Raw genomic sequence first — 18,541 nt, 5'->3', positions numbered from 1 at the left:
TTTTTTAGAATGTCAAATTGATGCCGAACAAATAATTGCGTGTTGCCGGAGTGTTTGTACCCAACGTTAACAAACGTTTCAGGTTATCAGAATAGGGTACTGCTGCATTTTCGTTACCGTATGAGTTGGTCTCAGGATCCAGTCCAGACATTTTATGAAATGGCGAGAACATTACAAATGGATTCTGCACCGTTACATAAAGCCGTAGTTTACTAATACCTGCATATTTTAGCCAGCTACTGTTACGATCGAAATTGTACCCCAATGACAGGCTGCGGATTTTCAGGTACGATGCACTGAAGTAACCCAGCGTACTGCCATATTTGGGATTGTCTCCACTTGTTACACCACCCGGTTTCGGATAGGTAGCATTTGTGTTATCCGGTGTCCAGTAATCCACTTGTACATTATTTCTTCGTCCGCTCAACATGTTGAGATAGCCCGATGCTGAGTAAAGAGTGCTGATGAGAATTCCACCATGCTGGAAGGTTCCAACACCGGTCAGATCGAATCCTTTATAAGCCACACGGGTATTGAAACCGCCTTCAAAATCGGGATCTACACTCATGATTTGCCGGTCATCGGGGCCAATTGCCCTTGTCGGCGTACCGTCAGCATTGTAATCACCGGTATATTTCACTTTAATCATACCGACATTCCCTCCTGGTTCCAGGATATCCAAATATGGATCTCCTTGTTGCCAGAGGCCTATTTTCTGATAATCGTAAATCACATTAATCGGATGACCTACAAACCACCAGTTGGCTTCGTCTTTTTCCTGTCCCGATGCCAGTGCGACCAGTTTGTTGCGGTTAGCAGATACATTGATGCCTGCTTCCCAGGTCCATCCATTGACATTGTCCAGTATTTTACCGTTAAGTGAAAACTCCAGACCTTTGTTTTGGGTTTGACCAATATTTCCCACGTAACTGCTTACTCCGGACGTGCTGGGCAAATTAACACTCAGCAAAATATCTTTTGTATTGGTTACATAGTACTCTACGGTACCCGACAGGCGACCATTCCAAAGACTGAAATCCAAACCGTAGTTCATTGTTTCCGAGTACTCCCAACCTAAATTGGGGTTGGGAAGTTGCGACACATAGTAGCCGGTTGCATAGTCGGTTGAACCAAAATTGTATGGCCGGGTGTTTAACAGTCCAAGCGTAGCGTAAGGCTGAACAGCCTGGTTGGAGGTTTGTCCGTAACCCAAGCGTAACTTCAACATATCAATTGGCCTGATATCTTTCATGAACGATTCGTTCTTGATATTCCATCCGACTGATACAGCAGGATAAGTGTGCCACTGATGTCCCTTTGCCAACCTGGAAGACGCGTCGGAACGAATAGTTGCTGTTAACATGTAACGGTTGTCGTATGAATACATGATACGTCCCATCCATGACTCCAAACCACTTTTCTGATACCATTGCTGATTAGGATCCACCGTGATTTCACCTTGCGCACGTCCCAAATTGTAATATTGGAAAGCATCCGACGGAATATCCTTTGCTGACATGTATGACCGATTGTACTTGGTTTGTTCTGCAGAGTACAAGCCTACGACATTTACATGATGTTTTTCGTTAAAAGTGCGATCATAGGTCAACAGGTTTTCAATTGTCCAGTTGGTTGTAAGCGAGTTACTGACAGAAGCTGTTGAAGGAGTCGTCGCATTGCTGCTGTTAATTCCCTCTCCTGTGTAACTACCTCCATTACTCATACGGAAGTTCAAACCGAGATTGACACGATACTTCAGGCCCTCGACTTTCGGGATTTTTACCTCTCCGTACAAAGAGTTGTATGATCCAAAAGCTTTCGTTTGACTCAACCACTGATTCTTCAGACTATCGAGTACGGCTTTTGAATAGACCCAGTTTTCGTCCAGCGGCATCTTAACGGTTCTTTTCCATGAGCCATCCTGGTTATACGGGCTGGCCAGAGGAGACATGCTCAAAACACCGTAAAGTCCCACCTGCGAACCATCTGTTACGTTATAGTTATTATTCGTCGTGAATCCGAAGCGGAAACTTTTTCCTACCGATTGATCTACAGCTCCCCGCAATGTGAAACGCTCGTATTGTTGCGTAGGTATAACCGCTTCATCATGGTAATAACCTGCACCAAAGCTGTAGCTCCCCTTGTCGGTACCACCGGAAAGACCAACATCGTGGTTTGTTACCACAGCTGTTCGGTACAACAAGCTTTGCCAATCAGTATTTACATCATTCGATTCATCTTCTCCATTTGAATACTGACCGGCAGCTTGACGAAGAGCAAGCAACTCTGGACCATTCATCATCGGATATTTGGCAAAAACACTTTTCAAGCCGTAGTAACCGTTGTAGGTAATCTGTGCTTTTTGTCCTCGTCTCCCTTTGTTCGTGGTTATCAATATTACACCGTTGGCTCCGCGTGAACCATAAATAGCGGTTGCCGACGCATCTTTCAAAATATCGATGCTCTTGATATCACTGGGACTGATATCGCTAATTGACCCGGCAAAGGGGATACCGTCAAGTACGATCAGCGGGTTGTTATCAGCAGTCAGCGAACGCGTACCGCGGATGCGAATCTGCATATCGGCACCCGGCTTCGATGATGTTTGCGACATCTGAACACCCGGCATACGTCCCTGCAGTGCCTGTGTAATATTGGAAGATGCTACTTCGCGCATCTTACTTCCATCTATCGATGCAACCGAACCGGTTACCGCTTCTTTCCGCTGTGTACCATATCCAACGACTACCACCTCATTCAGCCCGACATTTGAATCCTTCATGGTAATATCGATCTGCGAACGGCCGTCGATGGCAACTTCCTGTGGTTCCATTCCCACAAATGAAAATACGAGTGTTTGTGCTTTTTCGGGAATCGACAATGTGTAGTTTCCGTCAGGATCGGTAATGGTTCCCATGGTTGTCCCTTTTACCACGATGGAAACGCCCGGAATCGGCTTTCCCTCCTTATCGGTCACCTTTCCTTTAATGTCCTGCTTTTGCTGTGTGGCAGGCTTCTTTACATCAGCCGGTTTATCGGCCTTTTTGATAATTACTGTCCGATCGTCGATTTCGTAAGTGAAACCATACGGAACCAATATTTTATTCAGAATATCCTCAACCCTCGCATCTTCTACATTGACATTCTGGGCTGGAATATTCCGCAGTAAGTCGGAACGATACAGAAAACGGAACTCCGTCTGTTCTTCAATGTTCTTAAGAACATCCTCAACTGTAGCATTCTCCACTTTTACCCGGACACTTGTCTCTTGTGAATAGACACTTGCCGTTACATTTCCGAAATCAAGGAGCAGGAATGCAAACGCAATTCCCATACCGAGCAAGATTCTTCTTAACCTACCGTGAATAGCAGGTATACTTCGGTTTTTTTTCATAGATTTGAATTGTTTAGATAATTACTATTTAAACGCTCACCAAAAAGTGATTGGCGGGAAGTGTACGCACCATTTCCCGCTTTTTTATTTTACTGTTACCAGGTTGTCTTTTATCGAAAATTTGACTTCGTCCGTTTTTTCAATCAGATTCAATATCTCCGAAAAATCAGAGTAACGCTCCAGATTACCGGTAAATTGAATTTGTTTTGCCCGTTGATTTGAAAAAGCTATTTGAACATCATACCATCTTGACAATGTGTTCATCATGTCATCAAGTCGTTCATCTTTAAAAATAAATCGCCCGTTTTTCCACGCTACATAGCGGGCCGGATCGACCACCCGCTTCGTAATTTGATTATCCTTCAGCTTTACAACGCTTTGCTCATTGGGAACGAGTGATTGCTGCACGTTCGGATCACCTTTCAATTGCACATTCACATGCCCCTCAACCAAAGTAGTATAAGTAACCGAGTCTTCCGGGTACGCTGAGATGTTAAAGTGCGTTCCCAATACCGTGACGATTTGCTTGCCCGAAACAACCCGAAACGGTTTGTGTTTATTTTTGGTCACTTCAAAATATGCCTCTCCGGTTAGTTCAATTTGTCTTTCGTTATCAGCGAATTTGACCGGATACCGCAACGTACTTTCTGAATTCATCCAAACTTTGGTTCCATCGGCTAACACCAGGTAGTACTCTCCTCCCCGTGGTACTTTCAATGTGTTGTAGCTTATCTTTTCGGAAGGTTTCGATGCAGCGGTGTACTGCAGTTTGTTTCCTGAGTTTTTAAGCGATGCACCGTCTTCTTTAATCTGGAAAGTATCGTTTTCTGCCAGGTTAAGGCTTTTCCCATCATCAAGAATAAGCACTGCCTTTTTGCAACCAGGTTGGATTGTCTTCACGTTTTCAGCCACCGGAGTCTCATGCCGATTCTGCTGGCTGTAATAGAAAAAAGTGAAAGCCAGAATCAAAGAAGCAGCTACAGATGAGATGAGAATCAACCGACGTCGTGTATTTGTTTTTTTGCTGGAAATCCGATGTTTCACATTGTTCCAGGCTCCATCGGTTTCGTCGCGTGACAGATTGATAGTCGAACCGCGTTCGTAATACTCCTTTAGACTATTGTAATAACGCTGATGCTTCTCGTCCTCCTGCAACCATGCTTCAAGCGTTGCTCTTTCCCGCCAGGTAGCCTGATTGTGAATAACTTTCCAGATGATTTTTATATCGATGAAGTTGTCGTTCGTTTCCATTTATATTAGGAATCTTTACTCCTGAGACACGAGGAATATCAAAATGGGTGACAGCATTACAGAAAAAAATTGATGGATGTTGTTTCAATTAATCTCTTTTTCAGCTTTTCTCTCGCTCGTTGAAGCTGTGTTTTGACGGTATTTGAGGAAATTTTCTTTAGACTGGCAATTTCTTTCGTCTTTGCGCCTTTTAAATATTTCAACCTGAAAATATCCCGCATTTCTTTTGGAAGTGACTCCAATGCCTGATGAATTTGATCTACAATATCAGGGTCCTGCAAAAGCGATGGATCGTTGCTATTTAAACTGGCCTCCAGGAACAGCAAATTGTGTTTGTCTTTCACTTTTAAATCACGCAGATAATTCAGGCACCTGTTGCGTACCGATTGATAGAAGTAAGCTCTGAGAGAACTTTTCACATCCAGATGCTCTCCATTCTCCCAGAGATAAATAAAAAAGTTCTGCACAATATCGTCACTAACGATTTTGTCGAAAACAAATCCGTCGGCGTACCTTATTAGCGAGGCATAATAATCCCGGAACAGCATCTCAAATACTTTGCTGTTGCGTTTCCTTATTTCATCAAGCAGTATTTTATCTTCAATTTTCATTGATTTGGATGAGTAGTCAGCTTATTAAAGGCTTCTGCTTAATAAAAATTCATCTTGTCGTAGGCCAATGATTTCAAAACATTAACATAATTCGTCACAAAAAATTAACTCTTACAAGTGCTTAAAATTAATTTTTATTTACGTACTTTGTACGCAAAGTAGAACTTTTTTTCCTATGAACGAAATTTTGCCTAACATTTCTATCGATAATGCCATTTTCGGGTTTGCAAATGGAGAGCTTAAAATACTGTTAATCAAAAGGGACAAGCAGCCTGAACTTGACCGATGGTCACTTCCTGGTGGTTATGTATACTACAATGAGAACATGGATGATGCTTCCAGAAGGTTGTTGCACGAATTAACTGGCATCTCCAACCTGTTTTTATCTCGTGTAGACGTATTTGGCGATACAGACCGATATCCTGATCGCCGGGTCATTTCTGTTTTATATTGTGCCTTAGTGAAACCGGAACAATTTGAATTGCTTGCCGGTGCACATGCGAAAAAAGTAAAATGGTTCGAGGTAAAAGGAATTAAAAAATTACCGTTTGACCATAATAATATGATCGACACAGCGCTGAGCTGGCTTAGAGATGAAATATGGCGAAAGCCAGTCCTTATCAATCTCCTGCCGGAAAAATTTCCGCTGAACCAAATGCACGATCTGTTTCAGGCATTCCTTCATGAAACGATCGACAACCGAAACTTCAGGAAGAAGGTGATTTCACAGGAACTAGTAGAGCGGCTGAATGAAAAAACCACAGGGGGAAAACAACGGCCGGCATACCTATACCGGTTGAAAAGAAAGTAAAAACCAAATACATCTGAATCAAATAAATCAACACAAAATATAATAGAACAATGTTTGATATTAATGGAAAAGTTGCAGTCGTTACCGGAGGTGGCGGTGTTTTGGGAGGCAGTATCGCCCGTAGTTTGATCGAAGCAGGTGCGAAAGTAGCCATCCTCGACATTCGGGAGGAACAAATCAACAACCGGGTTAAGGAGCTGGAGCAACTGGGTGGAGAAGCTTTTGGAATTGTGGGTAGTGTACTCGATATGGAGGAACTGCGGCAAGCTCGCGAGATCCTTATAAAGAAATGGGGCAAAGTAGATATCCTGATCAATGCTGCCGGTGGCAATATGCCGGGCGCTACCTTAACGGAAGAACAAACGGTTTTTGATATGAAAATTGAGGATTTTCAGAAAGTGACCGACCTCAATTTAAATGGAACTATCTACCCGTGTCTGGTATTTGGAGAAGCAATGGCAAAGCAAGGTGCAGGTAGCATTGTCACTGTTTCGTCAATGGCAACCTACTCTGCCATTACACGCGTACCCGGATATTCGGTAGCTAAAACGGGTATCAACATCTTCACACAGTGGATGGCCATGGAAATGGCGACGAAATTCAGCGAAAAAATCCGTGTGAATGCCATCGCTCCCGGATTCTTCATCGGCGATCAGAACCGTAATGTGCTCATCAACCCCGACGGTTCGTACACCGAACGCAGTAAAAAAGTAATCGGACGAACCCCGATGGGGCGTTTTGGCGATATCAGGGAACTGAATGGCGCTGTGCAGTTTTTATGCTCTGATGCTGCTTCTTTCATTACGGGAGTCATTCTGCCGGTCGATGGCGGGTTCAGTTCATTCAGCGGAGTTTAATTTATAGAACAAAAAAGGCTTAAAATGGCTCTGGAAAAAACATGGCGATGGTTTGGAGAGAAAGACCCCATTAAGTTGGAGCAGCTGGCCCAAATTGGAGTTGAAGGCGTCATAACAGCTCTACATCATATTCCTAACGGGGAAGTTTGGCCCAAGGATGAAATTCTAAAGGTAAAGGAGGCCATCGAATCGCACGGCATGCGGTGGAGTGTGGTGGAAAGTCTTCCGGTAAGTGAAGGTATTAAAATCAGATCAGACGACCGGCCGAGGTTGATTGCGAACTATCAGCAATCTGTCCGTAATCTGGGTGAATGCGGTATCGATACCATCTGCTACAACTTTATGCCCGTGCTCGACTGGGCCCGGACTGACCTTCATTACAAACTTCCCAATGGCGCTGAGTCGATGTATTTCGACTTCCCCACTTTTGTGGCATTCGATGTCTTCATACTGAAACGCCCGGGCGCAGAAGCTGACTATCCCCTGGAACTGGTTGACAAAGCCCGAACGGTGTTCAATAAAATGACGGAAGAAGAGGCGGAGGAGTTGGCTTATAATATTATTGTGGTAACGCAGGGATTTATCGACGGAGTGATTGATGGTTCGGTTCCCGACCCGAAAGCGTTGTTTCTGGAATTTATCGACCGCTACAAAGACATCAACAAAGCGAAACTGCGGGAAAACCTAAAAGCCTTTCTTGACGATGTAATTCCGGTTGCTGAGGAAGCGGGTGTCCGTCTGGCCATTCACCCGGATGATCCCCCGTTCCCGGTTCTGGGACTGCCCCGCATTATCGGGCAGTTGGACGACTACGAGTGGTTGTTCAAGGCTAATTCATCACCTAACAACGGTATCACCTTTTGCGCCGGTTCCCTTTCAGCGCGAAGAGAAAACAATCTGGCTGAAATCATTGAAAAGACCCGTGAGCGGATCCACTTTGTTCACCTTAGGAACACGCAAATGCTGGAAGACGGAAGCTTTTATGAATCTGGTCACTTAACCGGTACACAAAATATGGTTCCTCTTGTAACGGCATTATTGCAGGAGCAAAAACGAAGAATTAAAGTTGGTCGCGATGATTTCAAAATGCCGGTGAGACCTGACCATGGACTGAAACTCCTCGATGATTTCAATCACCAGTACAATCCGGGGTATCCGCTCATCGGAAGGCTGAAAGGTTTGGCAGAGCTGGAGGGCATCATGACTGCGATTGACTATGCTTTATCCCAACAAGGGTAAATAACACAATGCTTTACGAGCAACAAAGGAGCTCTACTCTGACATTGATGAGCTCCTCTTTATCAACCGAATGAATAATAAATCGAAACCAATGAAACGACTCATTCTTATCATGGCTGTCCTGCTAACAACAGGCACGGCAGCTATATCACAAAATAAAACTACTTCATCAAAATCGTGGGTGGGTACCTGGGCCACCGCCCCGCAACTTGTTGAACACCGTAATATGCCGCCGGCACCGGGATTAACTAACAATACGTTGCGTCAGGTGGTTTGTGTTTCCATTGGCGGAAAGCAACTGCGGTTCCGGTTCTCCAATAGATTCAGCGAAAGTCCGGTGACCATGAAGACCGTTCACATCGCGGTTTCGAAAGGCGGAAGTGAAATTGAGCCGTCTACCTCCAAAGAACTAACTTTTAACGGACAAACGGATGTCACGATGGAGCCGGGAAAAACGGTTGTTTCCGACCCGGTTTCATTCAAACTCAAACCGCGAATGCAAGTGGCTATTACCATTGCCTTCGGAGAAACATCTCCCGACGTAACCGGGCATCCGGGTTCACGCACAACTTCGTATTTGCTCGCAGGCGACCATTCCTCGCCTAATGCCGATTTCTCGCAAGCCGCCAAAACCGACCACTGGTATGTAATTAACGGCATTGATGTGATGGCCCCGAAACGGGCAGCAGCCATCGCGATTCTCGGGAACTCCATCACCGACGGACGAGGTTCCGGCACCAATAAACAGGACCGATGGCCCGACGAACTAGCTTTGCGCCTTTTAAAGAATAAGCGGACCCAGGATATTGGTGTGCTGAACATGGGGATTGGGGGGAATTGTGTACTTCACGGAGGTCTTGGCCCTACCGGTCTTAGCCGTTTTCAGCGCGACATTCTGAATCAGCATGGCGTACATTGGTTAATCATTCTCGAAGGAGTTAACGATATCGGCGGAACACCCGACAAGGAAGCGGCTGACAAAGTAGCGCAAGGCCTCATCGCCGCCTATGAAAAGATGATTGATGAAGCACACGCACAAGGAATCAAAGTATACGGAGGAACCATTACTCCCATCAAAAAGTCGTTCTATTACAAAGATTACCGCGAAACAGCCCGGCAAACCGTGAACAAATGGATTCGTACCAGCGGCCATTTCGATGCGGTGATTGATTTTGACAAAGCCATGCGAAACCCAAAAGATACGTTAAGCCTCCGGCCGGAAGCACAGTCAGGCGACTATCTGCACCCTAATGAGCTGGGGTATCGCATGATGGCTGGTACCATTGACCTTTCGCTTTTCAAATAGAACAATACTTTTTTATCGTTGTAAGACACCGTAAGAAATTTACAGACCCAATAGCTAAACATAAAAGATAAACCGATGAAAGGAACAAACTACGTAATCAAACCGAATATTCCGTATCGAATAGCCTCATTGCTGGTGGCCATCTTATTTTTAGGCATCAACCATTCATTTGCCGGAAATACTGGTGATGGTCATCCCGATTCCGCAATTTTACCCGTAAAATCCAGGAATTTGCTGAAAGAAGCCGGTTATCAACAGTCGGCTATCGATAAAAAGATAGCTCAAACCTATGACCAACTCTTCCATGGCCCCAACCGTATCTATTTCGAGGTGGGCGATTCGATGGCATATATTTCCGACCTGAAGAATCACGATGTTCGCACGGAAGGACTTTCATACGGAATGATGATCGCCGTTCAGATGAATAAGAAAGACGTTTTCGACCGGATTTGGCGCTTTTCCAAACACTATCTTCAGCATCAAACCGGACCAAGAAAAGGATATTTTGCCTGGAGTTTCAATCCCAAAACCATGAAACGGAACTCCGAAGGTTCGGCTTCGGACGGTGAACTGTATTACGTCACGACGTTGCTGTTTGCATCGAACCGGTGGGGAAACGATACCGGCATTAACTACTATGCCGATGCGAGGAAGATTCTGGATGCCATGTGGAAAAAAGATGGCACCGGGAATATCTACAATCTCATCAATGTGAAGCACAAGCTGATTTCGTTTGTGCCCGAAGGTGGCGGCTATCACTGGACCGATCCGTCGTACAATGTGCCTGCCTTTTTTGAGGTTTGGGCCCAATATGCCCATGATGGTCACGCACAGTTCTACCGCGATTGTGCCGACTCGGCCCGCGTATTTCTTCACCGCGCATGCAATCCGAAGACAGGTTTAAATGCCGATTACACCAATTTTGACGGCACACCGCATTCCACACCCTGGATGCCCGCAGCGTTCCGCTACGATTCATGGCGGGTCCCTATGAACATTGCAATGGATTACGTTTGGTTTGGAAAGGACAAAAAATGGCAGGAAGCTTACGCCGAAAAGTTTCAAAACTTCCTGCGCTCCCGCGGAATCAACTCATTCAAGGATCAGTTCAATCCGGATGGTTCGAAACCGGAATACATTCTTCCGGCAGGAGGTTTCCAAAAGCTGAGGCATTCGCTGGGATTGGTAGCTACCGCGGCTACAGCCTCCCTGATCACGGTAAACGAAGACAAGAACAGCCTTGATTTTGTGCGTGCCTTGTGGAATGCCAAACTCGAACCGTACAGCGACGGCTACTTCGATCCGTATTACGACGGACTGATGTATCTATTCAGCCTGATGCATTTGAGCGGCGAATACCGAATCATTACGCCCCAAACAGCGAATCAATAGACACTCTTACACATTAACGAAAATCAGAATCCAAGATATGAAAGTCACATTCACGCTTCTCATTTTCCTTTTTGCCGCTCTTACGCTCAATGCCGAGAATGGGCACGACCTTTGGCTGCGCGCCAAACATACAGCTCCGGTCAACGTTGTTTGCTCCGGAAAATCCCCTACTCTCGAAATCGCCAAACAGGAATTGCATCAAGGCTGGCAGGGCAAAGCCAATGCAACATTTGTGCTGAAAAAGAAGCACGATAAACTAATCAAAGGCGATGGTTACCGCCTTAGTCCCGGCGGCATCGAGGCGAACACCGACTTAGGTTTATTATACGGCGTTTACGACCTGTTGCGTCGTCAGCAAACCGGAGAGCCCATCACCGAACAGGTAGAGAATCCGTCGTACGAACGGCGTATTCTCGATCACTGGGACAACCTGGATGGCACCATCGAACGGGGTTATGCCGGCCGTTCCATTTTCTGGCACGGCAAAGATTCACTTGCAGTAACCGAGAAAGATAAAAAGCTGTGGCAGGAATACGCCCGTGCCGATGCTTCGATTGGCATTAACGGCGCTGTTCTCGATAATGTCAATGCTTCGCCGCTGGTTTTGACAACCGAATACCTGAAAAGAGTGCGGGCGATTGCCGAAGTCCTGCGTCCTTATGGTATTAAGACTTACCTTTCGGTGAATTTCGCTTCCCCTTCGGTGATAGGCGGATTAAAGACTTCCGACCCGCTCGACCCGCAGGTGAAAGAATGGTGGAAAAACAAAGCCAAAGAGATTTACAAGCTGATTCCCGATTTTGGCGGCTTCCTGGTAAAGGCCAACAGTGAAGGACAACCTGGTCCGCAGAACTTCGGCCGCACGCATGCCGACGGGGCCAATACCATTGCCGATGCCGTGAAACCTTATGGAGGTATCGTTATGTGGAGGGCTTTTGTATACAGCGCCAACGACGAAGACCGGGCCAAACAGGCCTACGATGAATTCATGCCGCTCGATGGGAAATTTCATGACAATGTGATTGTCCAGGTAAAGAACGGTCCCGTCGACTTCCAGCCGCGCGAGCCTTTCAGCCCGCTATTCGGAGCCATGAAAAAGACTCCGGTGATGCCGGAACTGCAAGTAACACAGGAGTACCTGGGACAAGCTGTTCACCTGGTGTTTTTAGCCCCGATGTGGGAAGAGTTCCTGAAAAGCGATACGTACCAGGAAGGCAAAGGAAGCACAGTTGCCCGCTGCACGGACGGCAGCATTTTCCAGCAAACACACACAGCCATTGCGGGGGTAGCCAACGTCGGGCTGGACACCAACTGGTGCGGACACCCGTTTGCCCAGGCCAACTGGTACGCTTTCGGCCGTCTGGCCTGGAACAACCAATTATCCAGCGACCAGATTGCTGATGAGTGGGTCAAACTCACCTTTAAACCAACTCCTGCCGAAGACCGGACCCATTCGACCGTTCTTCCCATTGTCTGGAACATCAATTTCCTGAAACCGGTGAAACGGATGATGCTGGAGAGTCGTGAAGCGGCCGTTAACTACATGATGCCGCTGGGACTGCATCATATATTCGCGCCGGAAAATCACTACGGCCCCGGTCCCTGGTGGGCGCCGAAAGGTGTTCGCAAAGACTGGACCCCTCCTTACTATCACCAGGCCGATACACTGGGTATCGGGTTCGACCGGACCGAAAACGGTAGCAATGCCGTTAGTCAGTACCACGAACCGCTTCGTTCGCTATTCAATGATGTGAATACCTGTCCCGAAATCTACCTGCTGTGGTTTCATCACCTTCCGTGGAATTATCAAACCCAAAGCGGGTTGACCCTTTGGGACGACCTGTGCTATCATTACCAGGAAGGTTTGGACCAGGTGCGTAGTTTTCAGAAAACGTGGGACAAAGCAAAACCATACGTCGATAAAGAACGGTTTAGCGTGGTGCAAAAGAAACTCCGGAAACAGTGCATCAATGCCCAGGTGTGGAAAGATGCCTGCCTGCTGTACTTCCAGCAGTTCAGCCGCATGCCGATTCCGTATAACATCGAACGGCCGGTACACAACCTGAAGGATTTAATCGAAAACGATATGAAAAGAATAAGATAAATTTCACGTGAAAACGGCTCTGAAATTGAATCCTATCCGAGGATATAATATATTGGGCAGGTTAGGAATTATTATCGAAAGAATTAAAACCAAGTAACGTATCATGAGAATAAAATATCCGTTTTGGTGTTTGCTTATCGGTCTCTTTTTTATGGCTGGTCACACGCAGGCCCAGGATAAGCTGTATCACAACGAATTTCCGCTGAAAGACGTAAAACTACTGGACGGGCCGTTTAAACATGCCCGCGACCTGAATATACAGACGTTGCTGAAGTATAATGTCGATCGCTTACTGGCGCCTTACCGCAAAGAAGCCGGACTGAAACCCAAAGCTCCCAGCTATACCAACTGGGCCGGCCTCGACGGACATATCGGTGGGCATTACTTATCGGCCATGGCGATCAACACCGCTGCGACCGGTAATGCGGCCTGTAAGCAACGGTTGGAATACATGATTTCGGAGTTGAAGAAATGCCAGGATGCCAACACCGTCAACCACCCGGGATGGGGCAAAGGTTATGTGGGCGGCGTTCCCAACAGCAAAGAAGTTTGGAGTACCCTGAAGAACGGAGATTTTAAGGCCTATCATAAAGCCTGGGTTCCGTGGTACAACGTGCATAAAATGTATGCAGGCTTAAGAGATGCCTGGTTGTATGCCGGTAACCAGGAAGCCAAAAACATGTTCCTCAAATTTTGCGATTGGGGAATCAATATCACTTCCCGCCTGACAGATGCCCAGATTCAATCGATGCTGGACACCGAACACGGAGGGATGAATGAAATGTTTGCCGATGCTTACCAAATGACCGGCGACAAGAAATACCTGGTAGCTGCCAAACGGTTTTCACACCGTATGCTGCTGGACCCGATGTCGAAAGACAGTGACAACCTCGATAACAAACATGCCAATACACAAATTCCCAAAGCCATCGGTTTTCAACGAATCGGTGAATTGTCGCATGACAAGAAATATGTGGAAGCCGGCCGGTTCTTTTGGCAAACCGTAACACAAAACCGGACGCTGGCATTCGGAGGAAACAGCCGGAGAGAATTCTTTCCAAGCGCTTCGTCGTGCACCGATTATGTGAATGATGTGGAAGGCCCGGAAACCTGCAATTCCTACAACATGCTGAAGTTGACGGAAGATCTGTTCCGGGTACACCCGAAGGAGAAATATGTCGACTACTACGAACGGACGGTATTCAACCATATTCTGTCGACTCAAAATCCGGAGACCGGAGGATACGTGTATTTCACTCCTGTGCGGCCGCGCAGTTACCGGGTCTACTCGGCGCCAAACGAAGCCATGTGGTGCTGTGTGGGCAGCGGTATGGAAAACCACAGTAAATACAACGAGTTTATCTATACCCACCAGGGCGATTCACTGTATCTGAATCTCTTCATTGCTTCGGAACTGAATTGGGAAAAGAGGGGAATGAAAATTAAGCAAGAGACTAAATTCCCGTATGAGCCGCAAACCAAATTGATTGTCGAGAAAGGCTCTGCGCATTTCGCCTTAATGGTCCGTTACCCGTCATGGGTAAAAGACGGAGCCTTGAAAATAACCGTCAACGGGAAGAATGTTCCCTACAAGGCTCATCCGGCATCGTATATCGCGGTTGACCGTTTGTGGAAGGCCGGCGACACCGTTACGATTCAGTTGCCCATGCACAATACCTATGAGCAGCTGCCCAATGTGCCGAATTACATCGCTTTGTTGCACGGGCCCATTGTACTGGGAGCCAAAACGGGTACGCAGGACTTGAAAGGACTGATTGCCGACGACAGCCGGTGGGGGCATATTCCCAGCGGGAAAAAATTCCCGTTAAACACCGCGCCCATCATCATTTCGAAGGACAAGTCGAAAATTCCGGAGGAGCTGGTACCCGAGAAAAACAAGCCGCTGTTCTTTACGGCACCGAAGTGGAAATTGATCAACCCGATAAAGGTGGAGCTGGAACCGTTCTTCCTGATACACGACGCCCGGTACATGATGTACTGGATGACGCTGACACCTAAACAGTATCATTCGTATCTCGACTCACTGTCGACGCTGGAGAAAAAGCGGATGGCACTGGATAAGCGGACAATCGATTTTGTGGCTCCCGGAGAGCAACAACCCGAAGTGGATCACGCCATGCAGGATTCCAACTCCTTTTCAGGAAACAACCGGGACGATTTTTGGCGGGACGCCCGCAACGGTGGCTATTTCAGCTACCAAATGGCCACCGATTCGGCTACCAACCTTAGTTTAATCGTCCGTTACTGGGGCGACGAACAGGGAAACCGGAAGTTCGATATCTACATCGACAACCAGAAATTGGTATCGGAGGATAACACCGGGAAGTGGAATCAAAAAAAATTCCAGGAAGTAACATACCCGATTCCCAATTCGATGCTTGAAGGAAAAACACACGTCCGGGTGAAGTTTCAATCGCTTCCGCACAGTACCGCCGGAGGTGTTTACTACATCCGCCTGGCGAGGAAGGAAGCCGGACCGGATACGCCGTAATGCATTTTCATCGCTGTGCCCCTTTTCCCTTTCAGCAGGCGTCGTTCATAACCTGGCCGTCGAACAACTGTCGGGTACGCCTGTTGAAGTGGATTGGGTACAGTTTGCCCGATAAAAGCGGAACGAAATCAACTAAATACCAAGAGAAATGAAGAAACGAATACTGGGAAAGACAGGCTTTGAAATTTCGGAAGTGGGATTGGGAACCTGGCAGGTGGGCGGCAAATGGGGCAGCCCGTTCAGTCACCCGAATGCCGGTGTCATATTGAATTCGGCGGTCGATAACGGCGTGAACTTTATCGATACCGCGGATGTGTACAACGACGGTGAGAGCGAAAAAGCGGTGGGCCGCCTGGTGCGCTCCCGCAGCGAACGGATTTATGTGGCTACCAAGTGCGGCCGTCAGTTTTCGCCCCATGTGGATGCATCGTACACGACAGAGGGACTTCGCCGGTTTGTGGAAGACAGCCTGAAACGGATGGAGCTGGAGACGCTGGACCTGATCCAACTGCACTGCCCGCCTACCGAAACGTACTACCGTCCTGAGATTTTCGAGCTATTCGATACCCTGAAGAAAGAGGGAAAAATCAGGAACCTGGGCGTGAGCGTGGAACGGATTGATGAAGCGTTGAAAGCCCTGGAATATGAGAATGTGACCACGGTGCAGATTATCTTCAACATGCTGAGGCAGCGTCCTGCTGAAGATTTCTTCGCGGAAGCAGCGAAAAAGAACATCGGGATACTGGCGCGTGTGCCGCTGGCCAGCGGACTCCTGACCGGGAAGTTCACCCCCGATACCACCTTTGGAAAAGACGACCACCGTACCTTCAACCGGAACGGTGAAGCGTTTGACAAGGGCGAAACCTTCTCGGGAGTGGATTATATGAAAGGACTGGAAGCAGTGGAAGAAATCAAAAGACTCTTCCCGGAACAGACCAACCTGGCAGCCATGGCCCTCCGATGGATACTAATGTTCAAAGAGGTGAGCTGTGTCATCCCCGGTGCCTCGAGGCCGGAGCAGGTGCTTTCCAACGTACAGGCATCGGAATTGCCGGAACTATCCGCAGAGCAGATGGACGGCATCCGACAAATTTATGAGCAACACATCTGGCCCGACATTGCCAACGAGAAGTGGTGAGTTGGTGAAGGCAAAGGCTCAGGCTCAGGCTTAGGCTTAGGCTTAGGCTTAGGCAAAAGAAAAGGAGAAAGGGAGAAAGGGAGAGTGGGAGAAGATGAGATGGGGAAAACAGGGAAGCGAAGGAGAAAGGGAGAGTGGGAGAAGATGAGATGGGGAAAACAGGGAAGCGAAGGAGAAGGCAAAGGCTCAGGCGAAAGCGAAGACAAAACAGTAAATAGAACAAGATAACGATGAATAGAAAGGATGGCATCCGAAATGGATACCATCCTTTTTTTGTGCTACTAGCTTTTGACTACTTTACCAAGAGCTTCGAGCAGCTGAGGCTGGTCTTCAAGGGCGATGCGAGCGACGGCATAGAACTCCGACATCCAATCGTCTATTTTAGCAAATGCGGCATCTTTCTTTTTGGTAGCTTCCTGCGACTCTCCGACTTCGCGGCGGTAGTTGGCCCGCGCGGTTTTTAATTCTCCAATTTGTGCCTGGGTGGAATTCAGCTCCTCCAGACTAATTTTCAAGCTTGCCAATTTTTCCTGGATAGCCGTATCGGCAATAGCTTCCGTGTAGAATTTTTGCACTGTTTCGAGCCATTTGGCGTAGCTTCGGGGTATTGAGCCATCGATGTTCAGTTTAGCGAGCATCAGCGGGTCTTTACGATAAATCACTTTTGCTTTCTTGCGGTGCTTCCGATAAATCTCGTCTATGGCATCGTAGTTGGCTGTAAAGCTGTTGTAGGCTTCGGATGTTTCATCGTCCTCGGTTTTGTTGAAATTGTAGGCTTGTTGGTTTTCTGCCAACAGCGTTTTACCTTCGGCGATTTTGGTGGCATCGTAGCCCAGTTCGGACATGGCTGATGCAATTTCGGGTTGTTGTTCGGCGTTTTCCAACGCTACGCGGTTGCGTTCCAGCAGTTCCGCTTCTGATAATTTAGGTCTGGACATAGACTAAGTTGTTTGAAGTTAAACATGTTGGCCGGGTGTCCGGCCGTTATCTAATACTTTTCGATACGTATGACGTATTAGAGACGCAAAGCGTAGTGCACTACCATCGAACGGTTCGGGGCTTGCTACACTTTTGGGATGCGTTGCTACAGAACTACCCTATTTTGCTACAGAACGCCCCTGGTTTGCTACCGGGCGACGGCGCTCCGCTACCAGGCACCCCTGGTTTGCTACCGGGCGACGATGTTCTGCTACCAGGCACCCCTGGTTTGCTATCCGCAGATCTTGATTTGCTACCGGGGTCCGTTTTCTATTTTGGATACCAGGAGCCTGTTTAAAGAACGCTCTGAATCCGTTTTGGGAACAAAAAGAGAAAGCCTCCGCCCTTCCTGCCCCACTGTTCTGTACGCCCGCTAAAGTCTCCTTTTTTTCTGTCCTGACAACGAATGAGTTTTTAACTTAAGCAAAAAATATGTTTTATGCCAAAAATTTTGATGAACGGTCGTTTTTCTGTGGTGAACGTATGGATCTGGTATGCGAAGAAAAATTATGATAATAGAAAAACGGGGTTCATGAAGGAACTGAAAACCAATTTCAGAAAGATTTTTATTACCTTGATGAGCCATAACAGCCAACAAAATGCCAACAGACCGGACCATCGTACTTGAAAAAGCCCGACACCGTGATAACATGGTGGTCACCCTACGGTTTGAATACGACCAGCAGCTGATTGACCGGGTAAAGCGGGAAGCCGGTGCCCGCTGGAGCCAAACCATGGGATGTTGGTATGTTCCGGAAGAGCAGTTTGATTTACATACCTTTTTTGAGGCATTGAAAGGGATGGCCTACGTAGATTATTCGGGGTTAAAAAAAAGAAATAACAAGCAACCTATGCCGAATCCAGGCGCAATTAAGCCCCGTTACAACTTAAAAACCATCAAATCGCAAGTATCGCCCGGGGTGAAGGAACAAATCCAGTCCTTCAAAC

At 47.2% G+C, this 18,541-nt stretch carries 12 protein-coding genes and 1 pseudogene; 9 read left to right on the top strand and 4 right to left on the bottom strand.

Annotated elements, in window-relative coordinates:
* Window positions 1–4: 4 nt before the first annotated feature.
* The 3 genes from CLV93_RS19115 to CLV93_RS19105 all read right to left on the bottom strand — a co-directional run bounded on the left by CLV93_RS19115 (window position 5) and on the right by CLV93_RS19105 (window position 5,256).
* Window positions 5–3,394, bottom strand: coding sequence for a TonB-dependent receptor (locus tag CLV93_RS19115; RefSeq protein ID WP_106543835.1), 3,390 nt, complete (start codon window positions 3,392–3,394; stop codon window positions 5–7).
* 84 nt (window positions 3,395–3,478) lie between these two features.
* Window positions 3,479–4,645 carry a FecR family protein gene (locus CLV93_RS19110; protein WP_106543834.1) on the bottom strand — a complete coding sequence of 389 codons (1,167 nt, stop codon included), beginning with the start codon at window positions 4,643–4,645 and terminating at the stop codon, window positions 3,479–3,481.
* 56 nt (window positions 4,646–4,701) lie between these two features.
* Window positions 4,702–5,256: an RNA polymerase sigma-70 factor gene (locus CLV93_RS19105; RefSeq protein ID WP_106543833.1), complete on the bottom strand. Its 555-nt coding sequence runs from the start codon at window positions 5,254–5,256 to the stop codon at window positions 4,702–4,704.
* A 175-nt stretch (window positions 5,257–5,431) separates the two neighbouring features.
* Between CLV93_RS19105 and CLV93_RS19100 the strand changes: the two genes are divergently transcribed.
* The 8 genes from CLV93_RS19100 (at window position 5,432) to CLV93_RS19065 (ending at window position 16,615) form a co-directional block, all read left to right on the top strand.
* A complete protein-coding gene (locus CLV93_RS19100; protein WP_106543832.1) occupies window positions 5,432–6,067 on the top strand; it encodes an NUDIX hydrolase in 636 nt (211 codons plus the stop codon).
* A 50-nt stretch (window positions 6,068–6,117) separates the two neighbouring features.
* The gene (locus CLV93_RS19095) at window positions 6,118–6,924 is read left to right on the top strand and encodes an SDR family oxidoreductase (protein ID WP_106543831.1); all 807 of its coding nucleotides are present in this window, start codon (window positions 6,118–6,120) and stop codon (window positions 6,922–6,924) included.
* Between the two features lie 24 nt (window positions 6,925–6,948).
* Complete coding sequence (gene uxuA / locus CLV93_RS19090; protein ID WP_211297921.1) at window positions 6,949–8,163, top strand: mannonate dehydratase; 1,215 nt, start codon at window positions 6,949–6,951, stop codon at window positions 8,161–8,163.
* Between the two features lie 91 nt (window positions 8,164–8,254).
* Window positions 8,255–9,469: an SGNH/GDSL hydrolase family protein gene (locus tag CLV93_RS19085; protein WP_246187262.1), complete on the top strand. Its 1,215-nt coding sequence runs from the start codon at window positions 8,255–8,257 to the stop codon at window positions 9,467–9,469.
* 75 nt (window positions 9,470–9,544) lie between these two features.
* On the top strand, window positions 9,545–10,861 hold the full coding sequence (locus tag CLV93_RS19080; RefSeq protein ID WP_106543829.1) for a family 8 glycosyl hydrolase: 1,317 nt from the start codon (window positions 9,545–9,547) through the stop codon (window positions 10,859–10,861).
* 37 nt (window positions 10,862–10,898) lie between these two features.
* A complete protein-coding gene (locus CLV93_RS19075) occupies window positions 10,899–12,965 on the top strand; it encodes an alpha-glucuronidase (RefSeq protein WP_106543828.1) in 2,067 nt (688 codons plus the stop codon).
* Between the two features lie 103 nt (window positions 12,966–13,068).
* Window positions 13,069–15,477: a glycoside hydrolase family 127 protein gene (locus CLV93_RS19070; protein ID WP_174821594.1), complete on the top strand. Its 2,409-nt coding sequence runs from the start codon at window positions 13,069–13,071 to the stop codon at window positions 15,475–15,477.
* Between the two features lie 148 nt (window positions 15,478–15,625).
* A complete protein-coding gene (locus CLV93_RS19065; RefSeq protein WP_106543827.1) occupies window positions 15,626–16,615 on the top strand; it encodes an aldo/keto reductase in 990 nt (329 codons plus the stop codon).
* 281 nt (window positions 16,616–16,896) lie between these two features.
* On the opposite strand, the gene CLV93_RS19060 is transcribed toward CLV93_RS19065, so the two are convergent.
* Window positions 16,897–17,553, bottom strand: a complete 657-nt coding sequence (locus CLV93_RS19060; RefSeq protein ID WP_106543826.1) for a PQLLE family protein — start codon at window positions 17,551–17,553, stop codon at window positions 16,897–16,899.
* A 639-nt stretch (window positions 17,554–18,192) separates the two neighbouring features.
* Here CLV93_RS19060 and CLV93_RS19045 point away from each other — a divergent pair.
* Window positions 18,193–18,541: pseudogene (locus tag CLV93_RS19045) on the top strand (hypothetical protein); the annotation flags it as partial.

Source organism: Prolixibacter denitrificans (assembly GCF_003014495.1).
Lineage (GTDB): Bacteria > Bacteroidota > Bacteroidia > Bacteroidales > Prolixibacteraceae > Prolixibacter > Prolixibacter denitrificans.
The sequence above is the reverse complement of the archived record's forward strand: the minus strand, read 5'-3'. Positions and strand labels throughout refer to the sequence as shown.

What these genes read in the sequence shown, in the direction of transcription:
- CLV93_RS19110 (WP_106543834.1), bottom strand. Translation starts at nt 4,645, where the DNA reads ATGGAAACGAACGACAACTTCATCGATATAAAAATCATCTGGAAAGTT.
- CLV93_RS19070 (WP_174821594.1), top strand. Translation starts at nt 13,069, where the DNA reads ATGAGAATAAAATATCCGTTTTGGTGTTTGCTTATCGGTCTCTTTTTT.
- uxuA (WP_211297921.1), top strand. Translation starts at nt 6,949, where the DNA reads ATGGCTCTGGAAAAAACATGGCGATGGTTTGGAGAGAAAGACCCCATT.
- CLV93_RS19085 (WP_246187262.1), top strand. Translation starts at nt 8,255, where the DNA reads ATGAAACGACTCATTCTTATCATGGCTGTCCTGCTAACAACAGGCACG.
- CLV93_RS19080 (WP_106543829.1), top strand. Translation starts at nt 9,545, where the DNA reads ATGAAAGGAACAAACTACGTAATCAAACCGAATATTCCGTATCGAATA.
- CLV93_RS19065 (WP_106543827.1), top strand. Translation starts at nt 15,626, where the DNA reads ATGAAGAAACGAATACTGGGAAAGACAGGCTTTGAAATTTCGGAAGTG.
- CLV93_RS19105 (WP_106543833.1), bottom strand. Translation starts at nt 5,256, where the DNA reads ATGAAAATTGAAGATAAAATACTGCTTGATGAAATAAGGAAACGCAAC.
- CLV93_RS19075 (WP_106543828.1), top strand. Translation starts at nt 10,899, where the DNA reads ATGAAAGTCACATTCACGCTTCTCATTTTCCTTTTTGCCGCTCTTACG.
- CLV93_RS19115 (WP_106543835.1), bottom strand. Translation starts at nt 3,394, where the DNA reads ATGAAAAAAAACCGAAGTATACCTGCTATTCACGGTAGGTTAAGAAGA.
- CLV93_RS19095 (WP_106543831.1), top strand. Translation starts at nt 6,118, where the DNA reads ATGTTTGATATTAATGGAAAAGTTGCAGTCGTTACCGGAGGTGGCGGT.
- CLV93_RS19100 (WP_106543832.1), top strand. Translation starts at nt 5,432, where the DNA reads ATGAACGAAATTTTGCCTAACATTTCTATCGATAATGCCATTTTCGGG.
- CLV93_RS19060 (WP_106543826.1), bottom strand. Translation starts at nt 17,553, where the DNA reads ATGTCCAGACCTAAATTATCAGAAGCGGAACTGCTGGAACGCAACCGC.